This window comes from Paenibacillus endoradicis, assembly GCF_024721975.1.
The window spans coordinates 323,474-340,996 of sequence record NZ_JANQBB010000007.1 but is presented as its reverse complement, the minus strand read 5'-3'; the positions used below and the strand labels follow the sequence as shown (position 1 = coordinate 340,996).

Sequence of the window (17,523 nt, the reverse complement as noted above, 5' to 3'; positions counted from 1 at the left end):
AACTCTAATGACTAAGTGACTATCTGACTTTATGACTAGTTGACTAGTTGACCTTGTGACCAAAATCCATTATCGGTCAACTGGTCTTATTATAAAGCTATCATTTGTTTTTTGCAATACCTGTTATCAAGTTTTTTATATTCGTCGAACGTTGGCGCTTGCGAATGAATAGAGATATAATGTACATATACTATTTCACATTAAAGGAGAGAATATAATGACATACAATGAAATCACATCACAACAACAATGGGAAGAAGCATTTGAGCGTTCAAATGACCACCCAATCGTCATACTAAAACATAGTACAACATGTCCTGTAAGTGCTAATGCTCATGATGAATTCAACAAATATTTGTCCGACAAACCTCGTGAGGACGTAGAATATCTAATGGTAAAAGTTATTGAATCTCGTCCAATTTCTCTACAAATTGCAGAAGATACAGGCATCAAGCATGAATCACCTCAAGTTATGATGCTTGATAAGAAAGAAAAAGTATGGAGTGCTACTCATTGGTCTGTAACGAAAGCACATATCGCTGCAGTACTAGATTAATTACGTACTAACATATAATACGCCAACTAATAAGAGGATAACTTCCCTCATCATCAGTTGGCGTATTTTTCTTTCACTTTGATATCAATTACGCTACCTAACCATACTCATCGTTATCAAAGTCTGCTTACTGAACTTCCTCTATCAGTAAAGATTTAGCCTGTAGCGTTTCCCATATCTAGCCCCATAATGAATAATCCTCGCTAATACCACTCGATCACGCATTATAACGAACATCCGATGATCTGGATGAGTATTAAACTCGACAATCCAAGGACGAAGATGTTGATCAATTGCGATATCAATTCCAATCTCATTTTGTCCTCTGAAATGTTTACGAACTTGATGCATGACTGCTAAACTTAACTTCTCAATTTTTGGGATGACAATGCTCAGTTGTCTTGGTGACAATAAGCTATCTATTGTACCTACAGCTCCTCCACCACCTCCATTACTTACGACACGACCACGTTGCGAGATACGACCCGCTATTCCTGTTACTTCAAATCCCCCATTAGGACTACGCTGTACAACTACACGAAAGTCGAATAATCTGCCTTGATGACGAAGAGAATGTATCCCTTTCTGTACGATATATATTTCACCTTTTATTTGACGTGACAGTGCATGCGACAATCCCTCAAAAGTTGCATATGAAGATATGGTCATACCTGAATGGCTAATATATCTGCCATTTTTTCTCGTTACTCGAATAACTCCTCTACCAAGTGAACCGTTTTTGGGTTTTATATATACCATCCCATATTTTAATAGCATTAATTTTAACGTTGAATGAGAATAAGTCTTCGTTACAGGGATATGACTCCTTATATAACTATTACTCAACAAAATTCTAGTTTTGATCATTTTATCTGCCTTCCGACCACGCCGTTTAGCAGTTATTCGCATTTGCCTTCCCCAATGAAAATTAAACATAGGCGACCCGTCTCCTTTCACATTAGCTTCATAATGCTTCATAATAAGATATGAGAATGAAACAAGTTTCGCCATGGTCATATAACTGCATTAGGAACGGAATACTAATATGTGTTAAAATACTAGTTAAGCATATACATAAAGGAGAATACTCAATGAAATTCAAAAGTATAACTGTATTACTAGTAATGTTACTTGTTCTTAGTGCATGTGGGGAGCAAACGACTAACAACAGTAATAACCAAGGAAGCACCGGTTCTAATACTGCTACACCTACTCCTACACCTAAACTTGAGCTCTTGGATTCAAGTCAACATCCTGAAGTTACGATCGAAATGAGTAACGGCGGAATTATTAAGCTCGAACTATACCCTGAAATTGCTCCAAATACTGTAAACAACTTTGTTTCTCTAGTGCAACAAGGTTTTTACGATGGACTTATATTCCACCGTGTCATTCCAGGATTTATGATTCAAGGTGGGGATCCACTAGGTACTGGGATGGGTAATCCAGGATACAGTATTAAAGGCGAATTTACTAAAAATGGTTTTGAGAATAACTTAAAACATACACGTGGTGTCATTTCCATGGCACGCGGTGGACACAGCATGGATAGTGCAGGTTCTCAGTTTTTCATCGTTCACGCAGATAATGCGAATGTAACAAGTCTTGATGGTCTATACGCTACTTTTGGCATGGTAACAGAGGGCTTAGATGTAGTTGATGAGATTGTATCGCAAAAACGTGATAAAAGTGATCTACCTCTAGAACCGCTAGTAATGACTAAAGTAACAGTTGATACGAAGGGGTTAGATCTAGCAGAACCAGAAAAAATGTAGATGAGAGGAGATTACCGGTATGAATGAAGTGCCTATTGCTAAAGTAAGAAGCAATCAGATCGGAATTGTCATCACATTGTTAATCGCGATCATTGCACAAATGCCTTGGCTAATCGCGATCGTATGGCTTATTCAAGTTATGACGAGATTACTCGGTTCAGGTGCTAATACGTTCGTTATTATATTGGAACCTATTGCCCAAAAGATTTATGGAAAAAAAGAAACGGAAGCAGCTGAGTTACAGAAATTTAATCTTTCATTAGGTATTACATTTCTATCAATATCACTAATATGTCTTTCGCTAAACTGGATAACAGCTTCTTACATTGTCGCAGGTTTGATGGGATTAGCGGCACTTAGCGCACTAATGGGTTATTGCATTGGTTGCACAATCTATTACCAATACAAGAAATATCAAGCACTGCGTAAAAACATCAAGTCACAATAGTATGTGCTTATCGAATGAACGGTTATATAATCCTTCTATTCATAATTAATGGTATGTGGGTATACAATTAAGTTTGGATACAAACAAAACGAGTCATCCCTAGTCGGATGACTCGTTTATTGTTGTTAACACTTTTATTATCATTCGTTATTGAGCGGTTTGCAGTTCTCTTACGTCCACAAGCACTAACTGACCTGTTGCAATTGCTATACGTTGCTCATGAATAATTAAGTCACGAAGCATTTCAAAATCAGGTCGAACAATAAGGTTTTCTTGATATGCAGAACGGCGTGCAAATGGTCGACGTGCACGATTCAAATTTTCAATAATACCTTGACCCGTTTGAATTCCTACTCCATGACCAAAGTATAGATTTTTATCCAACATTACAGCATTCTCCCCTTGCCATTCTGGATGACGAGGATGAAAATCTGGATTACGGAAATAACATACATCTCCTGGATACACATCATTAAGATCATAGCTTGATACTAGACGAAGATCATAATCTTTCTGCCATTCCCGTAAAAACAAGTCTTGGAAGTAGTAATTGAAAGTAGGATCACCAATTGTTTCAAGTACAGCCTTGTAATACAAAATAATAATCGCTCCTGAGCATTCGAACGCATATAGTTCACCATTAGTAAATATATCTCGAATTGCATCAGCAGGAGTTACATCACTTCGCAATAAAAATCCACCGTTAGGTGTTCTGTTCCAATAGCGCGGATTACATCTTGAATTCGAAAACACGGCAAATTGCGCTCCACTCTCATACATTGCATGTGATGCTTCAACAGTATATCTCCTCATTTTTAACTCAAATAACAAAGCATCTAATGATGAGTATTCATAATTCATTCTACTTGCAATCTTCCATCGAACAATATTTTGCTCAATTAAAGGCAAATTCTCAATATTTAGCTCATCCATCGAGCCCGTTGTAAGTACGATCACATTCATAACCTCCTACGTCTATGCATCGTTAGGTTATTGTACGCCCGCACTTACTTATTGGTGAACGTTTGCCTATTATTTTTGTTTTATTTATTTAGTATACCTGCTTTAATAAGTCCATTACGAATCCCCTTTTCATCCACATGCGTCGTTACAAAGTTAGCATATGGAATAACATCAGGATGCGAATTTCCCATTGCAACACCAAACCCGACATATTCAAGCATTTCTTTATCATTCAAATTATCACCAAAAGCGATTGCATCTTCTGCCGTTAAGTTAAGCTGGTTCAGCATAGCTTCAATTCCTTTAGCTTTGGAACCACCAATTGGTAGCACATCCAATGCTTTATCATGCCATCTAATGAATGTAACGGAATCTTCTAAAGATGTATACAAATGCTCATCCTCTGCTAAAGTGTGCAAGAACATTTGATAGATTGGCTCTTCTTTCCAAAAATCAGCATTAACTTTAGGCAATTCTACTTTTAATGAACCTACTGATTCTAGCATATATTCATGCCCATCATGATCTGTATAGTATTGTGACTCCCCTTCAAAACATAGAGCATGTCCATGAAGTTTAGATTGTTCAACTAATGTCGCTAATGTTGAAGGTGCAATTGGATTACGGTAAATTACTTCTCCTTTATATACAGCAAGAGCTCCATTCAAGCAAACATAAGATTCAATACCTACAGCCTCTAGCAAAGATTGTAAGAAATATGGTGCACGTCCTGTCGCAATAACTGGCTCTATCCCTTTTTCTTTCATCTCAGCAATAGCATCAATCGTATCTTGTGGAATAACTTTTTCCTCATTTACTAACGTTCCATCAATATCAAAGAAAGCAATTTTGTAGCTCATTTCGTCTCCCCATTTCTCTTGAATGATCTCTCAACTTCTGCTGAATGCCCTATTCTCCGCCGAAACAACTATGAAGTAATACATCGCGATCACGAGCGAGCCTTTTGATCATCCTCGGTGAAGTTAATAGTTAAGTATAATATGGTATAACCATTGAAGCAATAACAACTATTACCGTATTGTCGGTAGCTATGACTTAGCTGGTTGGCGCACAAAATACATTATAATGAATGAGAAAATGATTAGTATAGCAACCCACGCTAAAGCAAGTAGCGTCCGATCAGCATCAATGGCTACATAGATTGCAGTTGCAACCGTCTGTGTTCGTCCAGGAATATTACCTGCAAGCATTAGCGTTGCTCCAAATTCACCTAAAGATCTTGCAAATCCTAGAGTAAAGGCTACTACTAACATACGTTTATTCAGCGGCAGTGCAACGTAGCGAAATACTTGCCATTCTGTAGCACCTAGTGAACGTGCAACAGCCTCTAGATCAGAATCAATCGAATCAAATCCAGCCTTCATCGTCTGATACACAAGAGGGAATGCTACAACTATAGCAGCAATAACTCCTGCCCACCATGTAAATACAAGTGATTGTCCGAACACAATCTCGGACAACTGACCAAGAAAACCTTTCTTACCAAATGCAAATAGCAAAATGAACCCAATTACCGTCGGAGGTAATACTAATGGAATCATGAAGAAAGTATCTAAAATTAATTTACAGCGAAATTTCGCTCTACTCATATGACGTGACACTATAATCGCTAATATAAAAACAATAATACTCGCAACTATTGTTATTTTAATGGAAATTAAGATCGGTTCTATAAATGCTCCCCAATCAAATTCATTCATAACTATTCAGCTCGCTTAAAGCCATTTTGCTCGTAAAGAACGTTTAATTCTTCACTTAATAAATAATCGAAAAATAGTTGTGCTGCTTCAGTTTGTTTACTACTTTTCAATGTGGCCACAGGATAAGTTATTGGATCATGTGTTGCAGTATCAATATGGTGAATGATATCGACCTTATCTGAAGAAACAGCATCTGACAAATAGACAAAACCAAGTTCAGCATTACCTTGTTCCACATAGGTAAGCACTTGTCTAACATCTTTCGCATACACATACTGCTCATTCCAAACATCCCATAATTGTTCATGCTGCAGCACTTGTTTCGCGTATTGACCAGCAGGAACAGTATCTGGCTCACCTATGGCAATAAATGTTGGTTTTACTTCGTTTAACAACTGTTTTAAAGGTACATTATCAACAAGTGCTATCTCCACGATTTCTCTATTCGCAACAATAACCATTTCATTTTTCAATAGAGGAGTAGACTTTTCAAGTAACCCCTGGTCTTCTAAAGCTTTCATCTGCTTCATTCCTGCAGATACGAATAAATCAGCTGGCGCTCCTTGCTCGATTTGCTTCTGTAATGCACCTGAAGATCCATAATTAACTTCAACTACAATATCAGAATGCTCAGCTTCGAATTGTGCAATAATATCATCCATCACTACACTTAAACTGGCAGCAGCAGATACAAGAATTCCTTTCGTTTCACCAGTTGGTTGTACTGATGATACATCTTCATTAGAATGGTTAATTTCATTAACTTGATTACTGTTTGTTGCGCATCCTGCTACTATCGACATAATCAATAGCAGTATTGCACATAATACGGTTAGCTTGTTCATACGTAATATCTTTTTCATGTTGTTCTCCTAACTCCAATCGTTTCTGTTGATGTTATCTTTTAGAATAGCATGAGATCTTGTATATTCATAGTATTTATGACATTGATTAAAGGTAATTTCTTGAAAGACTACGTGCCATATGCTACACTGTTCCCAACTCAGTTGGAGGTTAATAATTATGATGGAAAAACCTTTGGAACGTGCAATTATTGTTGGTCTACACCTCAGTCAACGACTACAGGCAGACTTTGATTATTCAATGCAAGAACTTGCCTCTCTTGCAGATGCTTGTCATATTACAGTAGTAGATCAACTTACGCAAAAGGCACAACGCGTCACATCTTCACATTACCTTGGAACTGGTAAAGTAGAAGAGTTACGTCTACTAGCAGAAGCTCATGAAGCAGAAACCGTTATTTTCAACGATGAACTGTCTCCTTCTCAGATTCGAAATCTTGAAGCTGAACTTGATCGTAAAGTTATCGATCGTACCATTTTGATTCTCGATATTTTTGCTGAACGTGCTCAAACTAGAGAAGCACAACTTCAAGTTGAAGTTGCTCGTCTGCAATATATGCTTCCGAGATTAGTCGGTTTACGTGCATCACTTGGTCGTCAAGGAGGCGGCGGTGGCGCAGGTTTACGTAATAAAGGTACGGGAGAAACGAAGCTTGAACTCGATCGTCGTCGTATTGAGGAACGTATCTCGATGTTACAACAAGAGCTTGAGAAGCTAGTTGCTACTCGTCAGACGCAGCGAATGAAACGTAAGAAGAATGAAGTTCCTGTAGTATGTCTAGTTGGTTATACGAATACAGGCAAATCGAGTCTGATGAATGCTTTACTTCGTCATACAGATCCAGAAACAAGCAAAGAAGTTTTCGTTAAGGATATGCTATTTGCGACACTTGAAACATCAGTGCGACAAATTGAACTTAGCGACAACAAGAGCTTCTTACTAACAGATACAGTCGGCTTCGTTAGCCAACTTCCCCATCATCTGGTCAAAGCATTCCGCTCCACATTAGAAGAGGTGGCAGAGGCAGATCTACTTATTCATGTCGTTGATTACGCTCATGAAGATTATCAGAAATTAATTGATGTAACCAATGCAACACTTGAAGATCTAGGAACTAAAGGAATAGAGATGGTCTATGCCTATAATAAATGCGATCTAACTGATCATCCATACCCAGAAGTTCAAGGTAAAAGTATTTATATGTCCGTTCGTGAAGCTAAAGGAATCGATGAGCTAATCGGATGTATTCGTCAGCAGCTATTCAGTCATTATGTGAAATGCTCTGTGCTTATTCCATACGATCAAGGCCGTATTGTATCTTACTTCAATGAACATGCGCAAATCTTTGCAACGGAATACGAAGAGCAAGGTACTCGAATTGAGATGGAATGTAGTGTTGCTGATTATGATCGCTACAAAGAGTTTTACTTAGAAGAAGCTCAGTTATAACAAAAAGTCATCCCCATTAGGCTGGGGATGACTTTTTATTATGCTACGAAGCGTACGTATTGTGTACGTGAGCACACGAAAGATTTCGATGGATGACATATTCGCCGTCGAGTATGTTACGTTAAATTACACTTCGTAATCACAAGCGAAATTTTTGCCTTACCTCTTCTGATCAAGGGCAAAAAGTTCACTTGTCAGTACCAAGAAGATGACCTACAGCGGAAACGAGTAGCACAGCGTACGTATTGTGTACGTGAGCACACGCAGGCTTTCGATGGAGGACATATTCGCCATCGAGTTTGCTACGTTAGGATACTCTTCGTAATCACAAGCGAACTTTTTGCCTTACCTCTCTAGTGCTTGCGTTTGTAGTATGTGATGCCCAACGCTAGCGCCAACACCGACCCCTTCACAATATCCATCGCATAGTAAGGAACAGAGAGCATAATTAATCCACTAGATAAGATTCCTATCAATACTGCCCCGATAAAGGTTCCGAATGCATTTGGCTTTCCTGAACCTAGTACAGAATACCCGATAAATGCTGCTGCTACTGCATCCATTAAGTACGGTGCACCCGCATTAACTTCTGCTGTCATAACACGAGCTCCTAGAATAATACCACCAATACCTGCAAAAATAGCAGCTAACCCATATGCAAGATAACGATATTTACGTACAGGGATTCCTGATAGCTTAGCTGCCTCCGGATTACCTCCTATCATATACATATAACGTCCATGCTTTGTATACGTTAGGAAAATGTGTACAAGTATTACAACGACAAACATAATAATAATGATCCAAGGCACCTTCCCTAGTTGTCCGAAAACTTTCGGTATAGAACCTGGTGCATAATCACCACTAGGCATAATCATATTTTTGGAGATTGTCGCACCACGTGTATAAGTTAATGCAATACCTTGAATAACAAACATCGTCGCTAATGTCATTAGCATATCTTGTATTTTAAAGCTAGTAACGAGAAAGGCGTTTAATAGTCCAATAATAATACAAACTACAAGCGCAACAATAATGCTGACGCCAATATTTTGACTATGCCATACGAACATTGAAATAACGACGGCATTAGCTAATGAAGCAGTTGAGCCCACCGATAGATCGAATCCCCCTACGGATAACGATACCGTCAATCCAACCGCAATAATTGTTACAATCGAGATCGATCGTAATATGTTAGTAATGTTTGTAGATGTGAAAAAATTGTCAGTAGCTAGACCGAAAAATATAATTAATACGGCAATTGTAATTAATGTTCCGTATTTATATAGAAAATCGAACCACTGAAAACTTTTCTTTTTTGCCCCAACTGTACTCATTGCTATTGCCCTCCTGTACTATAAAACATAATCTCTTCTTCTGAAGTATCCGCTGTATTAAGCTCTTTGGCGACTTCTCCATCGTACATTACATACATCCGATCTGTAATTCCGATCATTTCGTTCATTTCGCTTGAGGCAAAAATAACACTTTTCCCTTGTGTAGAAAGCTCAGCTATAAGATAGTAAATATCTCGTTTTGCTCCAACATCTACACCTTTAGTAGGTTCGTCAAAAATATATACATCCGCATCTGCTAGCAACCATTTACCTATTGCAATTTTTTGTTGATTACCACCTGATAAATTACCAACAAGCGCACTCTCATTCGGCGTTTTAATCGCTAGCTTCTCGATCATTTTATTGGCTGCTATCTTTTCTTTCGCCTTACTTAACCAAGTATTCATAGTAATATGAGGTTTCAGATGAGAAATCGTTAAATTCACAGCGACATTATCCTCAACAAAAATACCTTCACGACGTCTTTCCTCTGGTATCATCGCCAAGCCCATTTTCACAGCTTCATATGGTGATTGAGCCCTCAAAACTTTACCATTAACTTTAATGACACCACGTTTTTTCGGAGCTGCACCAAACAATATTCGACATAGTTCCGTTTTACCTGCTCCAACTAACCCCGCTAAGCCAACGACTTCTCCTTTTCGTACTGTTAGCGATACACCATGCACTTTATCGTCATCCGCAACATTTTCAACTTCAAATGCAATTTCACCTATCTTACTAACTCGTTCAGGAAATTGACCACCAAGTTGAGAGCCTAACATATGTTGAGCAACACCAGCTTGATCCAATGTCTGGATCGGAGCAGATAATACAAATTGACCATCTCTTAATATCGTAATATCATCGCAAATTTGGAATAATTCAGGTAGACGATGAGAAATGAATATAATGCCGACTCCTTCTTGTTTCAATCGATTCACTAACTCAAATAATCGAGATGTCTCACTATCACTTAGCGGCGCTGTAGGCTCATCTAGAATAAGAAACTTACATTCCATCGTAATAGCTCTAGCAATAAGAACAAGCTGTTTTTCTGCTAGAGTAAGTTCCTGGACGAGCTTTTTCGTAGATATATCTAGCTGAAGTCGCTTCATAATGACAGAGGCATCTTTGTGCAGTTGTTTCCAATTCACAAATTGCTTGCCTTTAGAATCATGAACTAGCTTCTCTAGCATAATATTTTCACCAACGCTCAAATTAGGAATTAATAACGTATCAACTTCTTGGTATACGATTTGAATCCCGTTATCTTTAGCGTCTTTTGGGTTACGAATATTAACTGCTTCTCCAGCTAACTTAATTGAGCCAGTGTAGTGACTATAAGCTCCTGCTAATACTTTCATTAGAGTAGATTTTCCCGCACCGTTCGCACCTATCAGAGCATGTGAAGTCCCTGAGTTCATGGCAAAGTTTACAGCTGATAGTGCTTGTACACCAGGGAAGGCAATCGATATTTCATTCATTTCTAGCTTTACTTGATCGTCTGACGCCAACTTATTCCACCTACCTTAATAATAGGATATAGAGCGCCACTCTCTATGCATGATAGAGTGCGGCGCTCTTAGTTTATTTTATAAGATTACATCATAAACACGAGTGGATGATTTGAACATCCTTACTTCTTATTAGCTTCTTTCAGATCATTCATCCAATCCTCAAGGAAAGCATCACTAGTACCCCATCCAGAAATTACATCACCAAGAGTATCCATTTTCACAGGTTCAGCGGCTGCTTTTAGATCAGACTGTTTAATGATATTTGCATCTAAATTATACGTCGCTGGAGTTTCTTCTCCTGCTAACTTTTTAGCTGCAAGACGAACAGTAATAGCTCCAATTAACTTAGGATCTACAGCTGCAGTTGAAACCCATGGGCTGTTCTCTTCTTGAATAGCTTCAAGATCAGGATTAGAAACATCAATACCGAAGATTTTCACTTCTGTACGACCAGCTTCTACTAATGCACGGTGTGCGCCAATTGCGAACGCATCCCAAGTTGCAAAGATCGCATCAAGTTCACCTTTAGGGTATTTGGAAAGTAGTGTAGCTACTGCATTTTGTGTATCGACAGAAGTATTATCGTTAGCAACGCCAAAGCGATCTAACTCAACAATACCGGGATTAGCAGCAAGAACTTCTTGATAAACTGCATTACGACGAACCATTGGTGGAAAACCATCTACCCATAAATATAGGATCTTTGCTTCGCCACCAGTTTCGGCTACTAGATGCTCAAGTGCGAACGTTGCTAATGATTCATCATTTTGTGAAGTAGAAGTTACACCTTCAATAGTTGTTAGTCCTTCAATAGAATCAAATGCAACTACTTCAATGCCTTTATCACGTAATGCTTGTACTTCTTCAACCGTTGCTTCATCATCACCATGTGAGATAATAACTGCATCAATATCTTCATTAGCAGCTTGCTCAAGTGCTTCGTGGAATTTTAATGTATCTCCTTGAGCTGAGAATACATCTACTTTAAATCCCAGAGATTCTCCTTCTTGCTTAGCGCCCGCTAAAAACTGAGCAGTATGATCGTCACCACCGATTTTACGGATAACTTTAATTTTAATATCTCCCTTGTCTACCAAAGCAGCAGGAAGGTTTTCAACTTGTTGCTTACCAGTACCAGTAGTAGCGCTGTTATTTCCTTCGCCACATGCAGTAACCACCAATGCAACAACTAATAATAATACAATTGATGAATAGAATTTTCTAAGTTTCATGTATATCTCCCCTTTGTATGTAATGAATACCATCTAATACTTAGTAATCCTATCGGATTTGTTCAATTAAGTCAATACTATTTATGCTATTATATGACATTTTTTTCGTTTATAGAGTAGGAGACATATATTATTCGTTCATGTTCGACAAAAAGAATGCGTGATCTATCAATCTAGTATTTATTAGACAGTACAAACTAGACTTTAATGGTCAGATTATAGAATTCTCTGTTTCTATTCTTACTCCATATAAAAACACTTACATTTCTTATTATCCTTTATTATTCTAATACTTATGACTATTGTATTATAATCTAACTCCGTACATTTTTGTAGTTTAAAATAAAAAACAAGCGAAAAACATATAGTTTTTCGCTTGTTTTATTAATTTTTTCGTCTATCGTTCGGTTTTTGCTGTTGATTATACATTATTCATTAATTACTATTCATTCAATAATGTTACGGCTTGTGCGTTGGAAATCACTTGCTCTTTATTTTTACAACCTGGAATTACAGCAGTAACGGCTTCATTTTTCAGGCACCATGCTAATGCCCAGCTCGCCATATCGATGCCAGCTGGTACTTCTTCTTGAGCTATTTTTTCCACTTCAAACAAGCGAAGTGCTGTTTGCTCAGGATCATGACGATGACGAACATCATTAGTACTGAAACTTGCACCTGGCTTGTACTTACCACTTAAGTAACCACTTGCTAGAGGTACCCGTGCTAACATGCCAAGATCTTGTGATTTACAAGATGGAAACACCTCTAGTTCAGGAGCACGATCAAGACGATTATATACTGCTTGTATCGTTTGTGCACCTACCTTTGTCGCATTTTCCACTTGATGCATATTATTATTTTTACCAATAGACAGTCCAAGATGACGAATTTTCCCTGCTTGAATCTGTTTATCAAGTGTCGTCCATAACTGATCATTATCAAAAGCAGCATCTGGTCCAGAATGGAATTGATAGAGATCAATATAATTAACTTGCAATGCTTTCAATGAAGCATCTAACTGCTTAAGTACACTTTGTTCATCATAACGATCGGTACGTGAAAAGATAGAATGGAACTCATGTCCGAATTTAGTAGCAATAATCCAATCCTCACGATTGCGACGACTTATATAATTTCCGATGAATTGTTCGGAAAGATGATCACCATAACATTCGGCAGTATCAATTAGATTGATACCTAGATCATGTGCTTGATCAAGAATCTGATCCACCTCTGGTTGCGTATAATCAATTCCCCATTCTCCACCGAATTGCCAAGTTCCAAGTCCAATAACAGAAACATTCAATTCCGTACTACCCAGTCTTCTATACTTCAAAATAATCCCTCCCAAACTCTTCATAGGTTCTTGAGATACTACTTCGCAATGAAAGTTACATCGGAAGCATTCTCTAAAATTTTTCATTAGCTCTATAACTACATTAAGATAAGTTATTAATTATATTATAACCTTTCATAACATGCAGAGATACTGCTACATATATGAAATCCTTCGCGGGATCATGCGCTAAAACTTGATTTGCTTAAACAATCAAATCTGATAACTTACTATTCCTTGTTTGAGTTTTTTGCTTCATCTATCTTACGATCTAGTTCAGCAGTATACTCGGCCAATTGCTCATCCGTCCATCCAAGTGCAGCATTCATGGCTAGTAATACGGGCTCACGCCATGTAATAACATCATTAATACGGAAGAACATATCACCTGTTCTACGGATAAAGTAGTCTACCGGTTTGGCTGCCATCTCATATCTCATTGCATATTGCAACATAATGGCTGGGAGTGCTGTAAGTCCAAAAGGTTTGCCCCAAGCGACTGCCTCTTTAGCTAGTTCCAACACTATTGGAACGTTAGTACCAAAACGATTAGCAAGTAATGTTGCATCTTTCTTAGATAGCCCCTGTTTCACACCAACTGCAACTTGAGTCTGAACATACGCTTCCATTTTATTAGAGCCACCAAAATCGCCACCTGAAATTGGAATGTAGCGAGTAGAAGTAGCATTCTTTATTTCCTTCATACCATCTTGTTTCATAAGTTCTACAGTCTTATTAACAACATCTTCTGCCATTTTACGGTACCCAGTTAATTTACCTCCTGCAATAGAGATTAATCCTGATTCTGATACGAAGATTTCATCACGACGAGAAATTTCAGATGGGGATTTACCTTCTTGTTGAATTAACGGTCTTAATCCTGCCCAGCTAGACTCAACATCTTTATCAGTTAGCTTCAATTTTGGGAAAATGTCATTGGCTGCTGCTATCAAATATTTACGATCACCCTCTGTTGTTACAGGATTGGCTGTATCACTTGTATAATTCGTGTCTGTTGTACCAAAGTAAGTTTTACCTTCACGTGGAATCGCAAATACCATACGACCATCCGATGTATCAAAATATACGGCTTGTCGCAATGGGAACCGTGATCCGTCAAATACAAGATGGACACCTTTAGTTAATCGAAGAGTTTTTCCCTTTTTGGAACCATCCTGTTCCCGTAACTCATCTACCCAAGGACCGGTTGCATTAATTATTTTATTGGCATATAACTCATAAATTTTTTCTGATAATAAGTCACGAACAGTAACCCCAATTACTTTCTTCTGCGCATCATAAATTAGACTTTCAGCTTTCGTATAATTAACAGCTATAGATCCAAGTTCTCTAGCTTTTTTCATTACTTCAATCGTTAAACGAGCGTCATCGGTACGGTACTCAACATAATAACCGCCACCTTTCATACCTTCGCTTTTCAATAGTGGTTCTTTTGCTAGTGTTTGCTCGACATTAAGCATTTTACGACGTTCCGTTTTTTTCACACCTGCTAGGAAATCATACAATCTTAGTCCTATCGATGTCGTAAATTTCCCCATAGATCCACCAGCATAAAGGGGCAATAGCATCCATTCTGGAGTTGTTACATGAGGTCCATTCTCATATACGATTTCACGTTCTTTGCCCACTTCCGCAACAACAGCAATTTCGAGGTTCTTCAAATAACGTAAACCACCATGAACTAACTTTGTAGAACGACTCGATGTTCCTCCTGCAAAGTCCTGCATCTCGATAAGACCCAAGCTCAATCCACGTGTTGCTGCATCTAATGCAATTCCCGCTCCTGTAATTCCGCCACCGATAACTAGAATATCTAGTTTTTGAGCTGCCATTTCCTCTAAGCTTTGTGCTCGATTAAACACGCTAAATTGTTCATTAGTTGTCTGTCTGTTCATCATCTTATCTCCTCTAATTCATCAATCTGTCCGTTCCCATAAGTAAAAAAAAAAGAGAAACCTCAGAAGCCGTTCCATAAAGGGCATTAAAGCCCATTTATGAACGGCATTCGCGGTTTCTCCATATCTCCAACCATTATTAACTTGTCGTTAGTATATCATCATTACTCACAAAATGCCATGGCCGCCTTCACCGCACGTAACCAGCCGGCGAACAATATCTCTCGCTCAGCTTCATCTATATGCGGGAAAAATACTCTTTCAACTTTATGGATAGCGGCAATCTCTTCTTTACCTTGCCAGAAACCAACAGCTAAGCCAGCAAGGAACGCTGCGCCAAGTGCAGTAGATTCACTAATAAGTGGACGTTCAATAGCCACACCTAGAATATCACTTTGGAATTGCATAAGGAAGTTATTATGAATTGACCCACCATCTACAGCCATGCTTGTTATTTTATATCCTGAATCCTTTTCCATCACAGCAAGTAATTCACGTGACTGATAAGCTAATGATTCAAGCACTGCTCTTACAATATGCTCCTTACTCGTACCACGTGTTAAGCCGAATATCGAACCGCGCACATCACTATTCCAGTAAGGCGTGCCAAGTCCAACAAATGCGGGAACAACATATACCCCTTCGGACGAAGGTACACTTAATGCCATTTCTTCTGTCTGAGAGGCATGTTCAATAATTTGTAATCCATCACGAAGCCACTGAATAGCTGCTCCCGCTATAAACACACTGCCTTCCAGGGCATATTCTAGCTTACCATCTACTTCCCAAGCTATCGTCGTAAGTAAACCATGTTCTGATGAGATCGGCGTTTCTCCTGTATTCATCAACATGAAGCATCCTGTACCGTATGTATTCTTCGTATTTCCAATACTGAATGCTCCCTGTCCGAACAGGGCAGCTTGTTGATCTCCAGCTACACCTGCGATAGGAATGAGATGTCCAAGCAGATGCTCATCCAAATATCCATACACTTCCGAAGATGCCTTAACTTCCGGAAGCATACTTGCAGGCACATTCAATAAATCTAGCAGCTGTTCATCCCATGAACGGCTATGAATATTGAACATTAACGTTCGTGAAGCATTCGACACATCAGTAATATGTACTTTTCCATTTGTCATATTCCAAATTAACCATGTATCAATCGTACCAAATAGCAATCTCCCTTGCTCAGCAAGCTCGCGAGCACCATTAACATGATCAAGTATCCATTTGACTTTAGTTCCTGAGAAGTAAGGGTCAATAACTAGACCTGTTTTCTGACGGAAATCAGTTTCATACCCATCTGCTTTTAGTTGCTCACATATCGCAGCTGTCTGACGAGATTGCCATACTAATCCATTATAAATAGGTTTACCCGTTATCTTATCCCAAATGACTGTCGTTTCACGTTGATTGGTAATCCCAATCGCTTCAATCTGCTCTGTAGTAACATGAGAATTCTCAACTACTTTTCGCATGACGCTAAGCGTTGATTCCCATATAAAACTAGCATTCACTTCAACATGACCTGGATGTGGATAGATAAGTGGAAGTTCTTCCTGTTCCATAGCAACAATTGTACCTTGCTTATCAATTAGCAATGCACGAGTACTTGTTGTCCCTTGATCAATTGACATGATATATTTCGTCATGCGTATCCCTCCATCATAGTGTATTTATATATTAAAGTGCTTACTTCATCTCATCCAAAGATCTTTCCTTGAAGTCGTTATCGCAGTTGCACCTGCTTGTAAAGCTTCATTGACATGTTCCGATGTACGGATAAGACCACCAGCTATAACAGGAATTCCTGTACGTTGCTTCACTTCACTAATAATCTCAGGCATAATACCTGGAAGTACTTCAATGAAATCTGGTTGTGTTTTCTCTAGCAGCCTATACCCACGTTCTAGCGCATCAGAATCAAGTAAAAACATTCGTTGAATAGCAACTAAGCCCCTTTGCTTCACTCTCATTACTACGTTTGCTCTTGTAGATATAATACCTGTCGGTCTAATACTTTGACATAAAAAATCAGCGGCATACTCATCATTTTTCAAACCATCAATAAGATCAGCATGAAGAAATATCTTTTTTCCATGCTGTTTGATAAGTTCTACCGTACTTTGTAGTTGACCAATATGCCCACCTAATAGCACCATATATATGTGTGATGATGCTAGCACCTCTTCGACGTCTTTCAGTTTGTGGACTGCTGGTAATACAGATTGATTGAGTTCCAGTGACAAGTTGTTACCTCCTCTTCCATCATCTGTTTTCCTACTTAGCAACATTATATATTGCTCCACATCTATTCGTATAGTCTACAGTGTTAATCTAAAGTAACAAAAAACAACTTAGATTCACGATTTTCTCGTGAACCTAAGTTGTTTAGCG

Annotated in this window: 16 protein-coding genes; 4 read left to right on the top strand and 12 right to left on the bottom strand. The window is 38.5% G+C overall.

What is annotated here, in order from left to right; translation table 11 throughout:
* The first annotated feature begins 217 nt into the window (after positions 1-217).
* Positions 218-556 (top strand): bacillithiol system redox-active protein YtxJ, encoded by a 339-nt coding sequence (gene ytxJ / locus NV377_RS21835; protein ID WP_258202914.1) that lies wholly within the window; start codon positions 218-220, stop codon positions 554-556.
* 144 nt (positions 557-700) lie between these two features.
* Here the strand turns inward: ytxJ and NV377_RS21830 are convergent, their stop codons facing one another.
* Entirely contained in the window at positions 701-1,492 is a 792-nt protein-coding gene (locus NV377_RS21830) for a YheC/YheD family protein (protein ID WP_258202913.1), read from the bottom strand.
* A 155-nt stretch (positions 1,493-1,647) separates the two neighbouring features.
* On the opposite strand from NV377_RS21830, the gene NV377_RS21825 reads away from it, so the two are divergent.
* The gene (locus NV377_RS21825) at positions 1,648-2,331 is read left to right on the top strand and encodes a peptidylprolyl isomerase (RefSeq protein WP_258202912.1); all 684 of its coding nucleotides are present in this window, start codon (positions 1,648-1,650) and stop codon (positions 2,329-2,331) included.
* Positions 2,332-2,350: 19 nt separating this feature from the next.
* On the top strand, positions 2,351-2,779 hold the full coding sequence (locus tag NV377_RS21820) for a DUF4395 domain-containing protein (protein WP_258202911.1): 429 nt from the start codon (positions 2,351-2,353) through the stop codon (positions 2,777-2,779).
* A gap of 147 nt (positions 2,780-2,926) precedes the next feature.
* Here the strand turns inward: NV377_RS21820 and NV377_RS21815 are convergent, their stop codons facing one another.
* From NV377_RS21815 to modA, 4 genes are all read right to left on the bottom strand, one after another.
* Entirely contained in the window at positions 2,927-3,736 is an 810-nt protein-coding gene (locus NV377_RS21815; protein ID WP_258202910.1) for a protein-glutamine gamma-glutamyltransferase, read from the bottom strand.
* Between the two features lie 86 nt (positions 3,737-3,822).
* Entirely contained in the window at positions 3,823-4,602 is a 780-nt protein-coding gene (locus NV377_RS21810; RefSeq protein WP_258202909.1) for a Cof-type HAD-IIB family hydrolase, read from the bottom strand.
* A 189-nt stretch (positions 4,603-4,791) separates the two neighbouring features.
* Entirely contained in the window at positions 4,792-5,463 is a 672-nt protein-coding gene (modB, locus tag NV377_RS21805) for a molybdate ABC transporter permease subunit (RefSeq protein ID WP_258202908.1), read from the bottom strand.
* A 2-nt stretch (positions 5,464-5,465) separates the two neighbouring features.
* The gene (gene modA, locus NV377_RS21800; RefSeq protein ID WP_258202907.1) at positions 5,466-6,326 is read right to left on the bottom strand and encodes a molybdate ABC transporter substrate-binding protein; all 861 of its coding nucleotides are present in this window, start codon (positions 6,324-6,326) and stop codon (positions 5,466-5,468) included.
* A 163-nt stretch (positions 6,327-6,489) separates the two neighbouring features.
* Here modA and hflX point away from each other — a divergent pair, with 163 nt between their 5' ends.
* Positions 6,490-7,776, top strand: coding sequence for a GTPase HflX (gene hflX, locus NV377_RS21795; RefSeq protein WP_258202971.1), 1,287 nt, complete (start codon positions 6,490-6,492; stop codon positions 7,774-7,776).
* Positions 7,777-8,129: 353 nt separating this feature from the next.
* Here hflX and NV377_RS21790 read toward each other — a convergent pair whose 3' ends face one another.
* The 7 genes from NV377_RS21790 to NV377_RS21760 all read right to left on the bottom strand — a co-directional run bounded on the left by NV377_RS21790 (position 8,130) and on the right by NV377_RS21760 (position 17,369).
* Complete coding sequence (locus NV377_RS21790; protein ID WP_258202906.1) at positions 8,130-9,116, bottom strand: ABC transporter permease; 987 nt, start codon at positions 9,114-9,116, stop codon at positions 8,130-8,132.
* Positions 9,117-9,118: 2 nt separating this feature from the next.
* The gene (locus tag NV377_RS21785) at positions 9,119-10,633 is read right to left on the bottom strand and encodes a sugar ABC transporter ATP-binding protein (RefSeq protein WP_308860202.1); all 1,515 of its coding nucleotides are present in this window, start codon (positions 10,631-10,633) and stop codon (positions 9,119-9,121) included.
* A 122-nt stretch (positions 10,634-10,755) separates the two neighbouring features.
* The gene (locus tag NV377_RS21780; protein ID WP_258202905.1) at positions 10,756-11,868 is read right to left on the bottom strand and encodes a sugar ABC transporter substrate-binding protein; all 1,113 of its coding nucleotides are present in this window, start codon (positions 11,866-11,868) and stop codon (positions 10,756-10,758) included.
* Between the two features lie 442 nt (positions 11,869-12,310).
* Complete coding sequence (locus NV377_RS21775; RefSeq protein ID WP_258202904.1) at positions 12,311-13,207, bottom strand: aldo/keto reductase; 897 nt, start codon at positions 13,205-13,207, stop codon at positions 12,311-12,313.
* 230 nt (positions 13,208-13,437) lie between these two features.
* On the bottom strand, positions 13,438-15,123 hold the full coding sequence (locus NV377_RS21770) for a glycerol-3-phosphate dehydrogenase/oxidase (RefSeq protein WP_373425846.1): 1,686 nt from the start codon (positions 15,121-15,123) through the stop codon (positions 13,438-13,440).
* Between the two features lie 164 nt (positions 15,124-15,287).
* Positions 15,288-16,778 (bottom strand): glycerol kinase GlpK, encoded by a 1,491-nt coding sequence (gene glpK / locus NV377_RS21765; RefSeq protein WP_258202903.1) that lies wholly within the window; start codon positions 16,776-16,778, stop codon positions 15,288-15,290.
* 45 nt (positions 16,779-16,823) lie between these two features.
* Positions 16,824-17,369 (bottom strand): glycerol-3-phosphate responsive antiterminator, encoded by a 546-nt coding sequence (locus NV377_RS21760; RefSeq protein WP_258202968.1) that lies wholly within the window; start codon positions 17,367-17,369, stop codon positions 16,824-16,826.
* Positions 17,370-17,523: the final 154 nt, after the last annotated feature.

Coding starts and splice junctions, on each gene's coding strand:
- NV377_RS21780 (WP_258202905.1), bottom strand. CDS start 11,868: ATGAAACTTAGAAAATTCTATTCATCAATTGTATTATTATTAGTTGTT.
- modA (WP_258202907.1), bottom strand. CDS start 6,326: ATGAAAAAGATATTACGTATGAACAAGCTAACCGTATTATGTGCAATA.
- NV377_RS21825 (WP_258202912.1), top strand. CDS start 1,648: ATGAAATTCAAAAGTATAACTGTATTACTAGTAATGTTACTTGTTCTT.
- NV377_RS21830 (WP_258202913.1), bottom strand. CDS start 1,492: ATGTTTAATTTTCATTGGGGAAGGCAAATGCGAATAACTGCTAAACGG.
- NV377_RS21790 (WP_258202906.1), bottom strand. CDS start 9,116: ATGAGTACAGTTGGGGCAAAAAAGAAAAGTTTTCAGTGGTTCGATTTT.
- NV377_RS21820 (WP_258202911.1), top strand. CDS start 2,351: ATGAATGAAGTGCCTATTGCTAAAGTAAGAAGCAATCAGATCGGAATT.
- NV377_RS21770 (WP_373425846.1), bottom strand. CDS start 15,123: ATGAACAGACAGACAACTAATGAACAATTTAGCGTGTTTAATCGAGCA.
- ytxJ (WP_258202914.1), top strand. CDS start 218: ATGACATACAATGAAATCACATCACAACAACAATGGGAAGAAGCATTT.
- NV377_RS21810 (WP_258202909.1), bottom strand. CDS start 4,602: ATGAGCTACAAAATTGCTTTCTTTGATATTGATGGAACGTTAGTAAAT.
- glpK (WP_258202903.1), bottom strand. CDS start 16,778: ATGACGAAATATATCATGTCAATTGATCAAGGGACAACAAGTACTCGT.
- modB (WP_258202908.1), bottom strand. CDS start 5,463: ATGAATGAATTTGATTGGGGAGCATTTATAGAACCGATCTTAATTTCC.
- hflX (WP_258202971.1), top strand. CDS start 6,490: ATGGAAAAACCTTTGGAACGTGCAATTATTGTTGGTCTACACCTCAGT.